This is a genomic window from Streptomyces muensis, from assembly GCF_021474425.1.
Taxonomy (GTDB): Bacteria; Actinomycetota; Actinomycetes; order Streptomycetales; family Streptomycetaceae; genus Streptomyces; species Streptomyces muensis.
This window is the reverse complement of record NZ_JAKEIP010000166.1, coordinates 1-18,673: the sequence shown is the minus strand read 5'-3', so window position 1 is coordinate 18,673 and position 18,673 is coordinate 1. Positions and strand designations below refer to the sequence as shown.

At 67.9% G+C, this 18,673-nt stretch carries 13 protein-coding genes and 2 pseudogenes; 3 read left to right on the top strand and 12 right to left on the bottom strand.

All coding sequences use genetic code 11. The features are described from left to right. The 6 genes and pseudogenes from L0P92_RS30015 to L0P92_RS29990 form a co-directional block, all read right to left on the bottom strand. A partial coding sequence (locus L0P92_RS30015) for a GyrI-like domain-containing protein (RefSeq protein WP_234766184.1) occupies positions 1–355 on the bottom strand: 355 nt, incomplete at its 3' end. A 591-nt stretch (positions 356–946) separates the two neighbouring features. Further along, the gene (locus tag L0P92_RS30010; RefSeq protein WP_234766186.1) at positions 947–2,035 is read right to left on the bottom strand and encodes a DSD1 family PLP-dependent enzyme; all 1,089 of its coding nucleotides are present in this window, start codon (positions 2,033–2,035) and stop codon (positions 947–949) included. 222 nt (positions 2,036–2,257) lie between these two features. Then, positions 2,258–2,959: pseudogene (locus tag L0P92_RS30005) on the bottom strand (ornithine cyclodeaminase family protein); the annotation flags it as partial. A 204-nt stretch (positions 2,960–3,163) separates the two neighbouring features. Further along, positions 3,164–3,412, bottom strand: a complete 249-nt coding sequence (locus L0P92_RS30000; RefSeq protein ID WP_234766183.1) for a transposase — start codon at positions 3,410–3,412, stop codon at positions 3,164–3,166. Further along, complete coding sequence (locus tag L0P92_RS29995) at positions 3,412–4,764, bottom strand: ISL3 family transposase (protein ID WP_234766182.1); 1,353 nt, start codon at positions 4,762–4,764, stop codon at positions 3,412–3,414. Before L0P92_RS29995 ends, L0P92_RS30000 begins: the two co-directional genes overlap by 1 nt. Before the next feature lie 45 nt (positions 4,765–4,809). Further along, positions 4,810–5,439: a class I SAM-dependent methyltransferase gene (locus L0P92_RS29990; RefSeq protein ID WP_234766181.1), complete on the bottom strand. Its 630-nt coding sequence runs from the start codon at positions 5,437–5,439 to the stop codon at positions 4,810–4,812. Positions 5,440–5,561: 122 nt separating this feature from the next. On the opposite strand from L0P92_RS29990, the gene L0P92_RS29985 reads away from it, so the two are divergent. Then, the gene (locus tag L0P92_RS29985) at positions 5,562–6,287 is read left to right on the top strand and encodes a transposase (RefSeq protein ID WP_308289771.1); all 726 of its coding nucleotides are present in this window, start codon (positions 5,562–5,564) and stop codon (positions 6,285–6,287) included. Between the two features lie 480 nt (positions 6,288–6,767). On the opposite strand, the gene L0P92_RS29980 is transcribed toward L0P92_RS29985, so the two are convergent. The 4 genes from L0P92_RS29980 to L0P92_RS29965 form a co-directional block, all read right to left on the bottom strand. After that, positions 6,768–7,481 carry a hypothetical protein gene (locus tag L0P92_RS29980; protein WP_234766179.1) on the bottom strand — a complete coding sequence of 238 codons (714 nt, stop codon included), beginning with the start codon at positions 7,479–7,481 and terminating at the stop codon, positions 6,768–6,770. Next, on the bottom strand, positions 7,478–11,440 hold the full coding sequence (locus tag L0P92_RS29975) for a CHAT domain-containing protein (protein ID WP_234766178.1): 3,963 nt from the start codon (positions 11,438–11,440) through the stop codon (positions 7,478–7,480). The genes L0P92_RS29980 and L0P92_RS29975 overlap by 4 nt, the downstream gene beginning before the upstream one ends. Before the next feature lie 162 nt (positions 11,441–11,602). After that, complete coding sequence (locus tag L0P92_RS29970) at positions 11,603–11,941, bottom strand: hypothetical protein (RefSeq protein WP_234766177.1); 339 nt, start codon at positions 11,939–11,941, stop codon at positions 11,603–11,605. Continuing rightward, positions 11,907–12,323: a transposase gene (locus tag L0P92_RS29965; RefSeq protein ID WP_505016551.1), complete on the bottom strand. Its 417-nt coding sequence runs from the start codon at positions 12,321–12,323 to the stop codon at positions 11,907–11,909. The genes L0P92_RS29970 and L0P92_RS29965 overlap by 35 nt, the downstream gene beginning before the upstream one ends. A gap of 294 nt (positions 12,324–12,617) precedes the next feature. On the opposite strand from L0P92_RS29965, the pseudogene L0P92_RS29960 reads away from it, so the two are divergent. Further along, positions 12,618–12,777, top strand: a pseudogene (locus tag L0P92_RS29960) (DM13 domain-containing protein); the annotation flags it as partial. On the opposite strand, the gene L0P92_RS29955 reads toward L0P92_RS29960, so the two are convergent. After that, positions 12,770–13,108, bottom strand: coding sequence for a hypothetical protein (locus L0P92_RS29955; protein WP_234766175.1), 339 nt, complete (start codon positions 13,106–13,108; stop codon positions 12,770–12,772). The pseudogene L0P92_RS29960 and the gene L0P92_RS29955 sit on opposite strands and share 8 nt — an antisense overlap. 1,487 nt (positions 13,109–14,595) lie before the next feature. Here L0P92_RS29955 and mobF point away from each other — a divergent pair. After that, positions 14,596–16,353, top strand: coding sequence for a MobF family relaxase (mobF, locus tag L0P92_RS29950; RefSeq protein ID WP_308289770.1), 1,758 nt, complete (start codon positions 14,596–14,598; stop codon positions 16,351–16,353). 23 nt (positions 16,354–16,376) lie between these two features. On the opposite strand, the gene L0P92_RS29945 is transcribed toward mobF, so the two are convergent. After that, the gene (locus L0P92_RS29945; protein ID WP_234766174.1) at positions 16,377–18,398 is read right to left on the bottom strand and encodes an NACHT domain-containing protein; all 2,022 of its coding nucleotides are present in this window, start codon (positions 18,396–18,398) and stop codon (positions 16,377–16,379) included. Positions 18,399–18,673: the final 275 nt, after the last annotated feature.

Below are 18,673 nucleotides of genomic sequence, written 5' to 3'. Positions count from 1 at the left end.
ACCAGATGACCAGAAGTCGATCACTCGGGAAGGTACGCCCTTCGCGTCCGCCTGAGGTCGATCCACAGGTCATGAGCATTGCTCCCTCTCCTCTCCCGGCGGACAGCCCCCGCGCCTGCATCCAGGAGAGTAGGCGTTCCCAGGAGGCCCCGAGACCCTCGAACGACCCGAAGTGCGTCAGGCGCGCGACCCGCCCTCCGGGAAGCGAACCGACCACGACCCCGGCCTCCGGCTGCACCGCCCGGTCGGTGACGAACCCGACCTCCAGGTCCAGGGTCGCTCCCGGCGACCCGCGGTAGAGGCCGAAGGCGGGGCTCAACATGGTGATCCGCTGCGCCTCGATGGTCCGGGCCAAGGCGCTGAAGGACGCATCGAAGAAGTCCCGCAGGCCGGCGGGTGGTGTTGTCGTTTTGGCTGTGGGTGTTGTCGCTGTCTTTTGCGGTGCAGTCCGCGGTCGCGTCGCGTGGTGAGGTGCGTCCTGTGCCCCCTGGAGGGTGCCTCCGGCTGGGAGGTGTGGGGCTGCCATCTGATGCCGATTTGGTCTGGCGGACGGTGGCGGTAGACCGCGGCGGGCACGCTCACGCCGTCCGTCTCGGCGATCTGAGCGCTCACCTGGTGGCCGGCTGGCTGCGTGAACGCAGATGCCGCTGGCCCCGGGCCGGTAGCCCGCCTCTGGTCGTCACCGCCCGTTCCTATGGGCGTGCGGCGTCGCGACAGCTCAGTTGCTGTGCCCTGCGGGCTGCCTTCGTCCAGGTCGGGCTGCTGCCCCGGCAGGTGTAGGCCGACCGCGTCCTGTGTGAGGCATGAGGGACCGCCGACCCCGTGCGCATCGTCCGTCTCTTTGGCATCCACCCCAACATCGCGGTGAGTACGTGCACGCCGCACATCCGGGCAAGGCCCTGCCCCGCATTCGCTGACCGAGCGGCTGGGCTGGTGTACTTGCTTGTCACCAGCCGGTGACGCGCTGCCAGATGTCCTGGATCGCCGGTGCGGTGTTCGTGGTTCGGATGTTGTCGATGACGTGGTAGCCGTGATGCTGGGCGGCGGTGGCGCAGGCGTGGTTGGGCAGGATGCGCAGGCGGGTGCCGACGGGCAGGTCGGGCAGGCGGGCGCCGTCGCGGATGGTGAGGGTGCCGTGTTCTTGGCTTGCGGCCGTCAGGACCAGGTCTGGGATGAGGGTGCCGTCCAGGTCGGTGACCAGGCCGTAGCCCTGGTCCTGCGCCTGGAGGGCAGTGCCGCGGTCGCGGGACATGGCCATCCAGCCGCCGTCGGTGACGATCCAGCCGTATTCGGGGCGGTGGCCGATGACGGTGACGACGACCGACAGGGCGATGTCCTCGATGCAGCAGACGCCGATGCCGGCCATCACCAGGTCGAAGAAGACGTAGTTGCCGGCGCGCAGTTCGGTGACACCGGTAAGGTCCTCGGCCGTGTGGGCCGTGGGGGTGGAGCCGATGCTGACGGTGGCCATGGGCAGGCCGGCCGCGCGCAGCCGTTCTGCCGCGGCGCCGGCGGTGTCGCGTTCGTTCTTCGCTGCGAGGCGCTGTTCCTCTCCGGTGTAGGCGAAGTACGACTCGCCGGCGTGGGTCAGCACGCCGTCCAGACAGCCCGCGTCATGCAGGATGCGGCCGACGTCGACGAGCGTGGGTGCGTCGGGCTTGAGGCCGCCGCGGTGGCCGTCGCAGTCGATCTCGATCTGAGCGGGGATGGGAAGGCCCGCTTGGCGGGAGGCTTCGACGACGAACTCCGCCTGCTCGGTGCTGTCGAGCAGGATGCGCAGGGTGATTCCGCGGCGCAGCAGCGCGACGACGCGAGGGAGTTTGTGGGGGTCTATACCGCCGGCGTAGGTGATGACGGTGTAGCCGCCGTCGGCGAACGCTTCGGCCTCTGCGAGGGTGGAGACGGTGACGGGGCAGGGGGTGCCGTGGTGCAGGAGGGCGGCGACGTCGAGGCTCTTGGCAGTCTTCATGTGGGGGCGAAGGGCGGCCCCGAGCCGGTCGGCCCTGGCTGCCAGTCGCTCGATGTTGCGCCTCATCTTGTGGACGTCGGCGACGGCGAACGGGGTGTCGGGAGCGGCGAGCGTCCGGGGGGCACTGGGGCTGGTGGTGGGTGCGGGGGTGTTCACGGGGAGATGTCCATCTTCTTCAGGAGGGCCAGGCCCAGGTACAGGTCCTGCAGGCCGATTCCGGAGCTGTCGAAGTGTGATGTCGCTGTCGTCGGTGCGTCCCGTGGCGCGTCGGGTGAGGACCTCGCCGAGCGGGATGAGGACCGTGCGGTCCGGGGCGTGTTGGCTTTCGCCCATGCGGCGGGCCTGTTCGGGCAGGTCGCAGAAGACGCGGGCGCGGGCGAACAGTTCGGGCGGGAGTTCCCGCTTGCCGGGGGCGTCGGCACCCATGCAGGAGATGTGCGTGCCGGGGCGGACCCACGCGGCCTCGAACAGCGGCGGAGTGTCGGCCCGGGCGGTCGTGGCGGTGACGATCACATCGGCCCGGGCGCAGGCTTCCTCGGCGCCCACGCTCCGGGCGGTATGCCCTTGCGCCGCCAGTGCCGCGGTCATCCGCTCGGCACGCTCGGTGCTGCGTCCCACGACCAGGACCTCGTCGATGGGCCGGACGCGGCTGACGGCCGCCACCTCGTAGGTGGCCTGGTGGCCGGCACCGAAGACGGCCAGGGTGGTGGTACCGGTACGGGCCAGCAGGTCGACGGCGAGAGCGTCGGCCGCAGCGGTCCGGTAAGCGTTCGCGGTGCCGGCCTCCAAGACGGCCGCGATCCTGCCGATGGTCTGGTCGAACAGCAGCAGGGTGGAGTGGTGGCGCGGCAGCCCGTGCTCCGTGTTGCCCGGCCAGTAGGTACCGATCTTCACCCCGGCGTGGGTCGCGGACGCGGACGGCTTGAGGGTGAACTGGTTGCGCGGGTCGGACCCGTGCACGGCCAGGCCGGGAAAGACCGTGCCGTCCACCGTCGCGGCGAAGGCGGCGCGGGCCGCTTCGAGGGCCAGGTCCTCGTCCACGAGCGCGGCGGTCTGCTCCTCGGTGATGTGCAGCAGGCGGCGCGCATCCGGTGGCCGGCCGGAGCCGGACGGGGGAGCGGGTACGGGGTCGGTGGTCGATCCGGCGGCGGTCACGAAATGCGGCTCTGGCGCTGATCTTGTGACGCTGTCGGGTCAGGGCGTGAGGAGTACGCGCTTGCGCAGGAAGTCGAGGTTGGCTCGTCCATACCCTTGTCTTTTGAGTAGTTTCGTCCTTGTGACCTGTCCCTCGACCTGACCGGAGCTCCAGGGGGTGGAGAGCCCGGCCATGACAGCGTCGATGTCGCGGCTCAGTCCGTTGACCAGGGAGTGCAGGGCGGGCAGGTCGTCGGCGAGGACGCGCTCCATCCAGGCGGGCAGTTGGTCGCCCCGCAGGTCGCGCATCAGGCGGCGAAGTCGCGGACGTGGTGGGTGGCGGCATCGAGTTCGGGACAGCTGGTCCGGACCTCCTTGAGATCGGCAGCATCATCGACGGTCAGGTTGCCGGGGTCGGTCATGATCCAGCGGACGATGCGGCGGGGCCGTGGAGCCGGGCGGCGCGAGGGTGGCGCGGCGGTGGCTGCCTTGAACGGGCGGAGGTAGCGGCGGACGGTCTGGATGCTTCCGGTGAAGCCCAGGGCGACGATCTCCTGGTGGAGCTGGGCGCTGTCGTGACAGCCCTCGTTCCACCGCTCGTGGAGGTAGGGCGTGTACTCGTCCAGGATGGTGGAGCGGTTCGTCGCTTTGACCAGCAGTTCGTCGATGCTGGTGGCGCGGGCGAAGCGGCGCACGGTTGACCGGTCCAGCTGCAGTGTCCGGCAGATGTTCTCCAGCGTGCTGCCGTCGTCCAGGAGCTGTCGCACGGCGGTGTAGCGTTCCCTGGTCCGGGTCACCAGTCGGCGTTCTCGTCCGCAGACGTCGAGCATCCCGGCAGCCGGTGCCGGCGGCGTCAGCCAGATGTCGTCGCTGGTCGGCGGGGCGGCCGGTACGGTGTTTTCGAACGCGGCCCGGATGCAGGAATGGTGGGCACCGACGGTCTTTTCCACTGCCTCGCCGAGGTTGTGCCACAAATGCCAGGCATCGGCGACCTGCACCGCTTGCGGGGCTCCGCTGCGGGCACCCTCGGCGTAAGCCCCGGCCCGGTCCCGGCAAATGATCTCCACTTCCGGATGGTCCTTCAGCCACGCGGCCAGCGGTTCGGCATCCCGGCCGGGCAGCACGTCCACCGGACGCCGTCTCTCCAGGTCCACAAGGATCGTGGCGTACGAGTCCCCCTTCCGCGGGGCGAAATCATCGACACCGAGCACACGGATCTGTCCGACGGGATCTTCCGGCGTGGCCCGGACCAGACGTAACAGGGTGTCCTTGGCCACGCGCAGCCCCAGCATCCCAGCCAGACGGGCACCCGCACGGCCGGCCAGCGCGAGAGCGATCGAGGTCAACTGCTCTCGCACCAGTGGCGTGTAGCGGGCGTGCGGACTCGTCAGCCCCGCGATCTGCTCGGCGAACGTCACCGCCCGGCACGCCGGGTTCGGGCACTTGAACCGCCGCACCAGCAGCTCGATCACCACACTGGCGCCACCGACCGCGGCATCCGCGAGCCGTCGCATGTACCGGCCGTGCACCTGGTCCGACGCACTACCGCAGTGCGGGCAGTTCGCACCCGCCGAGCGGGCCCGCGCATGCATCGTGAGCACCCCGGCCGCAGTCCGCTCGACCAACTCCACTACGACACCGGCCAGATGGGGGAACAACACCTCGAAACTCTGCGAAGAACACGCGAACCATGATCACAACCACAACTAGGGCAGGCGGGCCAGCAAGTGGGCGTCGAGGAAGCCCCGTTCGGAGGCCGGGTCGTGAAGCAGCCGGGCGAACGTGACGAGCCCGGCCCCGGCCAGCAACTCGGCGAACCGATCCACCGGCCAGCTATAGGCGGGCGTCACCTTGTGGTCGAAGCGGACCGGCTCCGGTCCGTCGGTCGCGAAGAACGAGACCAGGAGCAGGCCCCCTGGTGCCAGGACACGCACCTGCTCGGCGAGCAGCGCCGGCAATTCCCCAGGCGGGGTGTGGATCATCGAGTAGTGGGCCAGCACGCCGCCGAGCGCGCAGTCCTCGACCGGCAGGGCCTCCATCCGCGCCTCGTCGAACCGCAGCGCCGGATGGGCCCGCCGGGCGTGGTCGACCATGCCCGGGGAGAGGTCGAGCCCAAAGGCGTCCAGTCCCAGGTCGTGCAGCATGGCCGTCAGATGGCCAGGCCCGCACCCGACGTCGGCTGCCCGCGGGTTCCCCGTCCCGCGCACCAGCTCGGCGAAGGTGCCGATCATGTTCCGCGAGAACGGCTGCGTCTCCAACCGATTAGCGAACATCGACGCATACAGCTCGACGACCCCGTCGTAGGCCGTCCTGGTCTCGTCCTGGTGCTCCATCACGGGAAGCGAAGCTAACATCCGCGCACGTTCGCAGCTTCTCCGGCCTCGTGCCGACCCCCACTCCTAGAGACTGACGTCCCGTCACATGATCACGGGACAGGCCCTATAGCCCGCGTCACAAGATCAGCGCCAGAGCCGAAAAACTTGATCGTCGACACTCATGCCTGGGTGTCGATGAGTTCGCCGTGCGCCGCGGTCGTACCTACGCGACGATCCTCGTCGACATGGACACCCACCGCCCCGTCGACGTCCTCACGGACCGAACCGCGCACACCTTCGCCGCCTGGCTGCGCGAACACCCCGAGGTGAGGGTCGTTTGCCGCGACCGCGCCGGCTCCTTCCGCGATGGCGCCCATGCCGGTGCACCGCAGGCGCGGCAAGTGGCCGATGCCTGGCACCTGCTGCACAACCTCGCCGAGGCCGTCGAGCGCATTGTCGGACGACACCGCGCCGACCTGCGAGAACCCCTCACCGTGCGGGCCAGCCAGGACGACCTCCATCCGCCCGCAGGCGTTCACCCCACCGCTCAGGGCGAACTGGACGTGCACGGACGTCAGCGCCCGCTGGTCGCCCGCACCCGCGAACGCCACCAGCAGATCCACGAACGCATCGAACGCGGCGACAGCCTGCGCGCCATCGCCCGCGAACTGGGTCTCAGCCGTGGCACCGTCCTGCGCTTCGCGCGGGCCGCCGATGTCGAGCAGTTACTCGTCGCGGCAACCCATCGCCCAAGCGTGATCGACGACTATCGGCTCTATCTGCATCACCGCTGGATGGAGGGGTGCACCAATGCCGCAGCACTCACCCGGGAGATCCAGCGCCGACAACCGCTGCAGTTCTGGCAATAGTTCACGGTGCGGTGCTCCCTGCGATCGGTGGCCGTCGCTGGGTGGTTCTCTCTGCTGGGTGGGGTGGGTTACTGGCCGAGGTGGTCACGGGCGCGCTGCAAGAGGGGCCGGTGTGCGGCGTAGAGGGTGCGTCCGGCGGCGGTGATTGTCGGTAGGTCCGGCCATCAGAACCCGGGGAATGGGCCTCTGATACCCCGGACAAGGCGGGGCCCGACGGTGCGGAACGGCGTGGTCTCTGAACAGTTCGCAGTGGCTTCGAGCGTTACGAGGACGTGCGTAACACGTATGCCGTCCACCACCCCGTCCAGCCCCAGCGACGCCACACCAGTCGGACGCCTCGCCACAGTGCGCCATTAACCCGACCGCATGAACAGCCGGGTCGTCTTCGCCGTGGGCCCGAAGGGCGACTAGCTAGAACACCTATCCGCGGAGCACGTCACGGACGCGGCGAAGCCGGTTGGCCGGGAGCTTCTCGCGAGGTCAGCTGAGTGTGATGGTCTGGGTGACCGAGGGTGGGTCATGGCGTTTGAAGATCCAAGTGAGCCAGCGGTCGCCGGATGTACGGACCTCGATCTCGGCCACCACGTTCAGTCGGACGGCGCCGGAATGGGCCCTGGAACGTGCCAGGACTGCCAGCAGACCATCTGTGGTCAGAGGGATTTCACGGGCGCTAGTCACAGTGAGACGCCAGCCTGCTTCAGGGGTGCCGGTCCCGAAACTCTCGAGGCCCACCTCGGTTTTGGTGAGCTTGGATTCCTCCGTGCGGGGCGTTAGCTCGGCGCTCACCGCGGAGAACAGCGGATCGGCCAGGGAGCCGCCGAACGCCGCCTTCGCCGTGGTCACCTCGATCGTGGAGGCGCGTTCGGCCGGATCCAGCCGGACGAAGAGAGCTTCGTTCGGTGCTTCCTCGGCGGTCATGATGAGGTCGGCGGAGACGAAACGGCAATCCCTGTCTGGGAGTAGCGTGAGGGACAGCGAGAGGAGGGAAAGCGTGTGCGCGGGGGATGGGTAGGCGCGCTCGAGGTCAGTCAAGGTCGCAGCGTCGAGACGTCCGGCGGGATCGGTGAGGGGCTGGCGGCCGATCGAGATACGGTTGCGCCGGCCGCGGACGGTCTCCCAGACACTGGTGCCCTCACCCGAGCGCAGGGCGGTCTGATCAATCGGCTCCAGCTCAAAGATCTCTTCGTTACTCATGCGTTCCTTCCGTCGGACAGCTTCGGGCAGCCCACCAGCCGGAACGCCGCCCACTCCTGTGCTGGGCGATTTTTGGCCCAGGAGCGCTGGGCTCGGCTGAGGGCGCCCGCCGGATCGAGGTGCCCGTCACCTGCTGTGCGCCACAGATCTTGGTAGAAGTCGAGCATGAATCGTTGCGTAGCAGAGTCGTCGATCTTCCAGAGGGAGACAAGGACGGCCGCTGCGCCTGCCGCCAGCACCCCGCGAGCCAGACCGAGGTAATCGGTGGGTGAAGGACGGCCGAGGCCTGTCTCGCAGGCACTGAGTACGACCAGACCGTTAGTGATCCGCCAATTGACGAGGTCTCGCAGCGACAGGATCTGGTGTCGCCCGGGCGCGCTGGACCGGGTTGTCAGCAATAGGCCTGAATCGAGCGGGCGTTGGGTGTCGAAGAAGCCGTGGCAGGCGAAGTGCACGACATCGGCGCTGGTCATCGACTGATTGATTTCATCCTTGGGCAGCGTTCCCGACAGGCAGCGCCCGCCGTGCGCGATCGCCAGGGCCCGCGCCTCGTCGGGGAAGGCCACACCGATTGTCAACAGCCTTGGCCACGCGTCCTCCGGATGAGCTCGTGATCGCCCGCGCAGCGCCGTGAACCCGGTGAGGCTGGGGGTGTGCACCACGTTGAACCGGCCGGCGAGTGTCCCGCCGCCGGGCAGGGGCACGGCATGGACGGGCAACTCCTGCAAAGCGGAGTCCAACACCACGACCATGACTCCCTGGTCCGGCAGCCGCGGTGCAACGGCGGCGAGGAGTGGTTGGGACAGCCGAATCCATGACTGCGATCCGTGGCCTTGGAAGAGGTGGACCTCGCGGCGAAACACCCGCAGAAGTTTGTCCAGGTCGGTGGCGGACATCCCAGTGGGGACAGCACTGGGTGCTTCCCAGAAAGGGGGCCGGTGCGCGAAGCAGAAGATCTGCCCACTGATCTCACCGAGGGCCAGCACGCCAGCGATGTCTGTGACATCGGCAATATCTGGTCCGGTTGTGCCTTCTGGCCGTACCAAGTCGAGCAGGTCGCTGAACGCCGGGGCCTGCATAGCGTCCCAAAGCTGAAAGGCCTGAGCGGTTCGGCCTCGCTCGAGGAGACGGCCGATCGCCGAGTGGAGATGCGCGGTCATGTGATCGGCCAGCGCGATCCGCATGACGTCGAAGGAGAGCTTGCTGCGCAGCTCCTTCCAGTCGGCGAGCAGCGCGGGAATGAGTGGAGCGGCTCGCTCGTCCCAGTTCTGAGAGAGTGCGATGTCGAGTAGGACCATGCGGCAGTCGGTGATCAGCCGTTGCTGGGACGTGCGGTTCAGTGCTGCTGTAAGTGCCCGTTCCGCCAGCTCCCAGGCGTCTGTCGGGTACTTCTCGGCGAGAATCCGGGCGGACTCGACCAGGCCGATAATGGTGATCTCCGCGCTGGCGGCCCGCTCCAGGCTTGCAGTCATGTCTTTGAGGGTGCTGCGAGCGGCCTCGTGCTCACCGCGATCGACAAGGATCAGGGCCAGGTGGAGATGCTCGAAGGTCCATGCATTGCTCGCGAACTCCGAGGTCACTGTGGGTTCAAGCCGGGCGAGGGTTTCCCGGATGTCCTCGGCGAACGTCCGGCCACGCAGCAGGACGGCTGATACACGCATAGCGAACGCGGCGAGGTCCTCCATGCCGAGTTCGAGGAAGCCACGGATGGCCTGCTCCATCTCCGGGACCGCTGCCTCCGGCCGGGCCAGCAGGATCAGGGACTGCGCCATGTTGAGCCGGTTGAGTGCGGTGGTGGCTAGGTTGCCGCAGCGTTCGGCGACGTCTATGACGAACGCGTAGTGCTCGACTGCCAGGTCGGGGAGATCGAGCTGGCGCAGGGTGATCGCCAGTCGGCTGCGGATGTCGGCTTCGCCATCGAGGTCGTGCACTGTCCGGGCGCAGACCGCGCCACGTTCGAAGTGGGCGCGCGCTGTTTCGAAGTCCCCGTTGAGTCTGACAAGCCGGCCGAGGATTGCTCGGGCGGCCAGTTCGATGCTCGGATCGCTGAGCTCTTCCGTAGCGATTGCCAGGGCTCGCTCTGCCAGATCGATGCCGAAGGCGAGGTCCCCTACATGGTCGGCAAGGTCCGCCGCGAGGAGGGCCGCGAATGCGCGTCTGCTTGGTGAGTCGATCACCGGGAGGAGTTCGTCGACGATGTCGAGGAATCCGAGGATCTCAGCGTCGATGAAGGGGTCGTCTGGTTGGGCGTGGCCGAATTCAGGGAGAAGACGGTGGACCCGTTCGAACTCGGCTATTGCGGCTGCGGAGCTGATGCGCTCTTTGCGTCGCCGTCCCTGTTTCAAGCGCTGCCACACAGATCGCCGGCGGGGCGCAGCCTCCTCGTCGCTGGCCGAGTCGTCGTCGGGGAGCATGCCGAGGCTTCGTGTGATGGTCCCGATGGCTGCCTTAGGGTCGTCGTCGAATTGGAGGTGGCCGAGTTCGAGCAGGGTTTGACCTTGACGTTCTGGGTCGTGGCGAGACTGCTCCAGGGCAGCCTCGAAGTACTCTCGGGCCGCAGTCCGGTCGCCGCTGGCCAGGGCGACCCGGCCGAGTCCCATCAGGATTGGCCACTGGTCGGCCAGCCCGCTGGAGAGCCGGGCCATGAACAGGGCTGTTTGCCAGGCATTGGCAACCTGCTCGTTATCACCGCGCGCGGCATGTGCGTTGCCAATCAGTACCCATTTCCTGACAGATGCGCTGCTTCCGGGTGAAGGGAATAGATCGGCGAGTAGGGAAAGTGCTTCGTCAGTGCCGTCATCCGCTATGAGTTGCTCGGCCAAGTCCATGTGGCGGTCCGAGTCGGAGGTGCCGAAAATTGCGGATGGGAAGGACTCCAGTCTTTGCATCATCGCGGCGGCTTCTGTGTCGTTGCCGAGCCGCTCATGGATAACCACCAGTGACAGGAGCGCTTCGTCCAGCCAGGGGTCGCCATCCGGCAACTCCTCGACGGCTGCGCCAAGCGTCGCAGCGGCCCTCCCCAGATGCCCAGCCCCAAACTGCGCGCGGCCGACGAGCATGGCGGCGTGCGGGTCCCGCCCTGCAGCGGCCAGAGCGGAGCGCACCGTGACCGCGATCACCAAGCCCGTGGGGGCGTCGTTGCGAATGAACCGCCAGACCAGATGGATCAGCCTGTCTGTCTCCTCGGGCGGCACCACGACCCCGGCGGCCAATTCTGCCGCCTCCTCAGCGTTTAGTGATTGGTCCTGCCGCATCTCTGCGAGGTCGAGTAGCTGTCGGATGTGCTCGGCTTGTACCGTCCCCCATTCAGGGTCGACCGTCGCCGGATCGCCCGCTATGACATCCAGAATCACCCGCAGACGAGCTGCAACAAAGAACCTCCCCTGCCGTTGCAGGGCCTCGGCGACAAGCGCGATCGTCTGGCCGACCTCCTCGAACGGCGCATGCACCACAGCCTGCCGAACCTCCTCCGGCGAACCCAGCGTCAGGAGGTACTCGACGAACTCGGCGTCCCCGGCCGGCGGCTGTGACTGCACCCGGTCGTAGCCGGGATGGTCCTCCAGATCCGCTGTGCTCATGATCTCTAAATAGAGGGGGTCGAGCTCGACCGTCGGGTCAGACCGCTTGGCCAGGTGGTAGTGCAGCTTGGCTTCATCTGTCTTGCCTTGCCGCTGGAGGACCCGGCCGAGCATGTGATGCAGATCGGCCGACACCGAAGTATGGGAGTAGAGCGCTACCTGGAGGTAGCGCGTGATGTAGCCAGGGTCGTCGTTCAGTGCCCGCCGCAGCCAGTCCTCGGCCTGAGCCCAACGGCCGAGCTGTTCGAAAAGGAACCCGACCTGCCCAAGCGTGACCGGATTCTCCTCCTCACGAGCCAGCTCCAGAGCCTCCGCAAGTGCCTCCTCGAATCGCTGCTCGCCCGCCAGTTCCGCAATCCGCTCAGCACGCGACCGCCCCATACCGCCAATCTAGCTGTAGACGGAAACGTCCATACTTCAATGGGAACATTTGTCAAAACGCTGATAACTGATGACCGTGCTGTACGGCCTTGTGCCGGATGTTGCGGGCGCCAAGGCAGGCTCCTGTTTGGTCGCTCCCCTGAGAAGCGATCCGCTTACCGATCAACGGGCCTGTCTGGTAGAACGCGTCCGCGAGACGACTGCCCGGGACGAGGGTGGCAGCCCGGGTCCGCCTTCCTTCTCGGCGGTGCGCCAGCGCAGCCGGCCTGCCTGGTCACGGTGGTAGTTCTGCACCATGATCTGGCGCAGGGCCTGGACGCGAGGGCCGGACGTGCGGCCTGCTCCGTGCCGGTAGAGGTGTTCCAGGAGCCGGACGGCATCGATCCCGGTGGCCAGGATCCTGGTCGTGGGCATGGTGGGGTTCTTGCCCAGGCGGACCGGCCGACCGTAGCGGCGGCCCCACTCCTCATCGACCAGCTCGTCCAGCAGGTGAGGGGACATACCGGCTACTTCTTCGAGTGCGGCGCGGACCGGCCTCGGTGACCAGCTCCAGGCGGGTCAGGTCGCGCACCGCGGCCAGGACGTGGGTGGAGTCGGTGCGCTGCGTGGTGCGCTCGTGCACCAGTCCGGCCTCCGTGAGGCCGGCCAGCGCGAGGTCGAGGAGGCGGTCAGCGCGGTCGCCTTCGGCGAGACGTCCGGCATCGTCCAGTTCCATCGCCATGGCGTACTTGAAGTCGATGCGACAACGGACCGCCTCGGCGGCCTGCCGGTCCGACAGGCCGAACAGGAACTGCAGCACACAGACGGTGGCAAGTTGAGCAGGCGAGAGCCCCGGGCGCCCATCCCGGGGGTACCAGTCGGCGAAGTCCTCGTCGCACCACAGCCCATCGAGGCGATTCGCGTACCCATATCGCCGTCGTACCGCCCGGATTGCTCGCCCGCGCGATCTGCGCGGTCAGAGAGGGGACTTGCTCACCGGAACGGGGGCGAAGGGACAACGGGCACCTCGACAACTGCATCGGTCGGCGGAACCACCCGAGCATGCCCGTTGATCATGCTGCCGCATCGAGGAACTCCAAGATCCCCGACAGAGTCAAGCTGACCGCCGGCACCAGCGACGACGACCAGGTCCAAGACCGCATCGACGCCGAGCCGACTCGAGTCCCAGACCAGCGCCGTGTTCGCCGACGGCCGATACGTCAGTCTGGGCAAGCTCAAGGGGCGACCAGAACTACACGCTGCCCGCGGGCCTCGACCTGGACCGGTACCGCAGCGTCTCCATCTGGTGCGACCGCTTCCACGTGTCCTTCGGCACCACCGAACTGCCCCTCACCTGATCCTGGCGAGCAGCCGCTCCACCGTCATGTCAGGCGACGGCCGCCAACGAATGACGACAAGGCCGTCGTCGGCCAGGTAGACACTGCCCGTGAATATCTGGGAGGTGATGAACTCGCCATATTCGTCGACCTCGCGCGTGAGGACATCCTCGTAGGTATCCGGCATTCCCCCGGCGACCGAGGGGGCTGGCAGGCCGAATCGATGGGGATACAGCGCACCCCGCGCGCTACCGGCGCGTACGGCTCGGAAGAAGTACTCGATGAAACTGTCCCGGCGGACCAACTGCACCTCGCACCGGACGTCGGGCGTGAACGAATCGGGGCCGGTCACCGATCTTCCCGTGGTCGGGCCGGTCCATCGCGGCGCCCCGTCCACCCATGCGGGAAGGTGCGGCCGAACATTCTCAGCCGTGAGCCTATTTCTCACCTCCGTGTCGCACCTCTCGCAGTCATGGCAGACGGGGCCGGCGAGGACTTGGGACTGATCCTCACGGTAGTAGAGCGTGGGACCGTAATCGGAGAATGTCCACTGCACCGATCCCTGTGTCGTGCTGCAGATTCCGCAACGGATCTCCGCCCACCGCGACGGCGACGGCACGCTCTTCCGTTCGCCTCCTCGGACTCTGACGGACACGAGAAGAAGTGCCGCAGCGGCAACGACGAGCAAGGCGGTCACCCATTTACCCGCCCCTGCCACCAGAGCGATTGCCAAGGCGAGCAAGACCAACGAGGCGCCGACGACCCAACCAGGCGGCCTGGAGACGGGACGCTCGGAACGGTTCATCGTGCTCTCCAAAGCCAGGCGACTCGATGCCGGCTCGTTGCCGGCGGCAGCGGCTCCTCATACAAGCAGGACGCGCTGCGGCACGGTAGCTCCCGCACATGACGGTCACCTCCCAGCGGACCGACTACCGACGCCGGCGGGGGCCGGTTCGCCCCGAACATTCGGGGGTTGAGAAGCTGTGATGAAGCCCCTTGTTGATCTCCTACAAGGTACGCAGTCAGTGTCGTCTCCCTGGGCGTCAGGACGGACGGGCTCGTTCGGCATGGGCCGGCTGTTCGGTACGCGCCTCCAGCAGACCGAGCACCGATGACACCAGCCACCTCCACGAGCGAAACGAGCGGACGAACACGCTCATCTCTCCTGCCGCCGACCGGAGTTCATGCCCCCACCCCGAACCATAGGATCACGTCGGAAAGCGTCGGTGTCTGACAGACGAACTCACTTCAGAAGAGCCGCACCCAAGGCCAACTATCTCTGAGCAAACTGGCCAACCACCGTTGAGTACCGGCCGCTCACCAGCAGGCTTCCCGACGTCTCTGGCCACCTATCGCTGAAGGTCACAGCTGCCCGGGGGCTGGGAGTTGGTCGGATGGGGGGCTGGTGGTGACGGGCGCTCTTTGGTGGCTGCTGATGGTGGTCGCCTGGGTGGTGTTGGCGGGCCTCTGGAGTGTGGTGTGTGGTTGGACTGGAGAGCGTTGACACTCGCGCGCCGGCCGGAGCCGTTTCCCGCCTGACAGGCACCCGAGAAGAAAGTTAGGCCGATGCTCCCGCCTGGCGGGAGGGAACGACGATCGGCCTTTTCTCGCAGGTCAGGGCGGTGTGGCGTGTCTGCATGACGATGGATAGCACGCTGATCACCGCCGGGCAGATGTACGGCTACTTCCTGCGCCAGGTCCTCGTCGGCGACGGCCGCCGACCGGGCCGCACGCCGCTGAAGAAGGCGCAGCAGGACGCCGGAGTGCCGGTCGGCAGATGGATGGGGCGGGGCCTGCCCGCTCGGTCTCGTGCTCGGTGCGGAGGTGACCGAGGCGTAGCTGCGCTCCCTGTTCGGCGAGGGTCGGCACCCGGACGCCGACCGGCTCGTAGCCGAGCAGCTGGCGGCGGGGAAGAAGCCCGCGGCCGCGCGCCGGGCCGGGGCGCTCGGACGCAAGGTGAAGGTCACCGGAGCCCATCTCGTCTTCCGCCCGCAGCCGACCCTGCAACTGCTGTGGGCGCTCGGAGATGAGGAGACGCGGAAGGCGATCGAGGCCGCACACGAGCGGGCCATCGCCCTCGTGCTCGCATGGATCGAGGACGACGCCGCCGTCATCCGCTACGGCCCGCAGGGCATCCACCGCACCCGTCCCGCGCACGGCCTGGTCGCCGCCCGCTTCCGCCACTACGAGGCCAGGTCAGGCATGCCGCTGCTCCACGACCACCTCCTTCTGTCCCTCAAGGGCCTGCGCCCGAAGGACGGTGTCTGGGGTGCCGTGCACTCCACGGCTCTGCTGGAGTCGGCGGTCGCAGCGTCCGCGCTCTACAACGAAGTCGTCATGGCTGAGGTGTGCGAGGCGCTGGGACTGGCCTCCGAGCCGCGCACCGTCACGCCGGGCCGCCGACCGGTCATGGAAGTCGCCGGCGTTCCGCACGAGCTGATCCGCTGGACTTCCCGCCGCAGCGCGCAGATCGCCGCCTGCCTCACCGACCTGGAGCACGAGTACGTCACCGCCACCGACGACGACGGCAACCTCAAGTTCGCGCCCGTGGTTTCCGAGCGGGCCCGGGCGAAGCTGAACCGGATCGCCGCCCTCAAGACCCGCCCCGCGAAACCGCGCCCCCGCTCCCTGACGCAGCTGCGCCAGGACTGGCGGGACAGCGCCCGGGCCTTCCTCGCCGCCGGCGCCGACATCATCGACTACCTTCTCGAGCGCGCCCGCGCCGCGGCCCCCGCGATCCGGGCCCGGGTCGCCGCCGTCGTCGACGTCGGCCTGGCGGCCGTCGCCGTCACCGCCACCGTGTTCGTCACGAACAAGGACGGCTGCTTCCACCGCCGCCACCTGCTCGCCGAAGCCCGCCGCCACCTCGCCCTCGTCCAGCGCGGCCGCCGACGCGAACCCGGCCTGGACGAGATGATCGTGAAGACCGCCATCGCCGCCCACTGCACCGACATCACCGAAGCCCGCACCGAGCGCGGTGAGGAACCCGACTACCGCCTCTACACCGCCCGCTGGGCACCACACGGCCCATCACCCGCACGGCGCCGGCCGACCGCAGCTCCTGACCACGGCGCCGACCGCGAGCCGCCCGCCGACCCGGCCGGGCCGCTCCTGCCGCTGGAGCCGGGGGAGTGGGACATCCCGCGCGTGCCGCTGCTCCACGACCGCGCCGTCATCGCCAGCACGGTACTGAGCGCCCGGCTGCGCAGCGCCCTTCGTACGGGCCGCGACCCGTACGACGTCTTCGCGCACCAGCAGGCGGCGATGCCCGAGCAGCTGCTCCTCTTCGGCCAGGAGGGGCGGCCCGCACGGAAGAAGGCCGGCCCCGTCGACGTCGCCGCGCTGCGCACCGGCCTGGAAGCCCTGGAGCTGACCGCAGACCAGCTCAGCCGCCTCGGTCGCGCCGGGCGGCGGCTGCGCAAGGACTCCAACCAGCGTGCGCACCAGGCCGCTGCTGGCAGCGCACCGAGTGCGCAGGGGGCTCCGGCCGCCGAACAGGACGATGCCGACGGAGCACACCCGGTGCGCCAGGACAACCAGCAGGCGCACCGCCCACAGGAGCCCGGACCGTACCGCGGCCGGGACGCCGGCCACTGAGTGCACCCGATGCCAACAATCAGTCAGGTGAGCGGAGGGGCCTGACGGGCCAGGTGGTCCTGCAGTTCACGGTGGCGGAACTGGTATGCGGTCCCGGCCACCCTGACAAGGCCAGCGTGATAGCACCATCTCAGAAAGCGCCCGAGGCGCCAGGGCAGCGGTCGGCGGGTCCAGCTCCGGGTGCGCAACAACAGGCTGAGGTACCAGAGGCCTGTGGGCGCCAGCATGGGCGTGAGCATAAGCCCGCCCGCAACTCCGCCGGCAGTGGTCATTACGAGCGTGGTGGCGGCGCTCTTGCCAGTACTCATCGCAGCGGCGCCCATCAGCTCGGAGAAGACCATGGTTGGTGCCAACAGCCCCCAGATCAGATGACTCCTGATGTGCAGCGAGGGGTGTGAGTTCTCCGGAGCATGGGGGAGCGGTACGGAGAACACCAGACCAAGGGCACCCACCCAGACGACGAAGGCTCCCGCGGTCGCGGCTAGTGACAGCGATGAGCCCTGGGTGACGACCAGTGCTACGAACGCAACCGAGAGCAGACTTGACCAACCCAGCCCGCTGGCGAGTCGCCGAGTGAAGGTGCGGCGCTGGTGGTACTGATGTTCGTCGGCCTGCAGCTCAGACCACGCCACGGACCAGAAGACGGCCGAGAGCACGCCCATGATGGCCAATGCGGTGAAAAAGGGCCAAGGGGCGATGAGCGGCCTTTGAGTGGAGAGCAACGCCAGGAGCGACATGGCGCCAGTGAGTGACACCGCGACGGCAGGCACCATCAACGTCAGTCGAGGGCGCTGCGCGGTGGCCAGTGGCCAGAGGCGGGACAGGAGGATGTCGGTGCCGGAAAGTCGATGGCCTGCGATCGTCCGACCCGTTGCGGCATTGTGATCGAGGTATCGGGCGAGCGTGGTGAGCCAGTCCCGTACGTGGTGGGAGGGGTAGAAGGACCTGCGGTGTCGGGGGAAGAGCTTGGCTGTCGCAGGGATGAAGAGGTCCAGGAGGTGCGTACCGACTGCCTCGACGCTGTCCAGACGCTCTGCCAGGAGTTCGCGCGGGTCGCGGGTATAGGTCCCGGTAGCGGAGTCCCGCTGCTCGTAGACGGTCGCGGCGAGAGTGAGACGCCAGGGAGTGGCGAGCCCCAGGGCGAGTGGTCCCGAGGGGTTGCGGTCCAGGGCATCGAGGACGTCCTCCCAGCGCGCGAGGTCGTCGACGCGGGAGTTCAGGAAGCTGCGGGCTTCGGTGGAAACGATTGGTTGGATCTCGATCCGCGCCGCGTCGTGCGCCCACACTCGGGTGTCCTCGAGAGCGTCATACGTTTCGCTCCGGCAAGTCAGGATCAGCTCCGCTTTCTGAACGCCCTGTTGGTACGCGTTGAGAGACCGCACGGCTTCGGCAGAGCGGGAGCCATACCCCGGGCAGGGGGTGGTGTCCAACTCGTCGAGGCCATCGAGCACGGGCAGTACACGCCGCGCAGTGACCAGCTCGATCGCGGCCTGCCGGGACAGGTGGTAGACGCGCTCGAGATGACGCGCGATCCACGTCTCCAGGCTGAGATGGGATTCCGAGGAGGCCAAGGAGAGCCGCACGGGGACCGGTTCGTCGGCGCTACGCCGCTCCAGCAGGTACAGCATCAATTGGACAGCGAGAACTGTCTTGCCCGCGCCAGGGGCACCGGTGACAATCATGCGCCGGGGACCCAGACGCTGGAAGTAGTCAGCTACCTCCGTCAGCCTCCCACTCGCATCGGCGCCTTCTGCGGAATGAGCGGCAGAGGGGCGAAAGACGAAGCGTAGGTCAACGGTACGGTCATGACCTCCCAGTAGTTGGCGCCGAGCCTCACGTTCCACCGCTAGCACCTGTGACGCCAAGCGCGCCGAGGCATCGGCGAGGTCTGTCTCCTGCCAGCGTGCTGAGCGCACAGTCACCAACGCACCCCACACGCTCACCACGAGCGAGCTCACGCCGACAGCCGCGCCAACAGGGTCGATATCGCCCGTCGAAGACCCGAGTGCACGCACCAGCATTGCCACGCTGCCGAAGAAAGCCACGAGCGTGGCGCTCCCGAACCCGAACGTCCGCCCCCGAGCGCTCCCCATGACACACATGATGCCCGGTGCCCTCCAACTCATCCGGCCCGCATGGTCACTTGGCCCACCGGCCGGCAGGTGCGCACCGACCGCACCACCAGGCGCACGGTGGTGCGCTACTGGTGCGCATCCGCGACGGAGTGCAACGCGTGGGCCAGCACTAGGGTCCGTCTTCAAAGATCATCGGCTAGTGGATCATGGTGGAGTGATACGTCGTCATGAACTCACCGATCAGG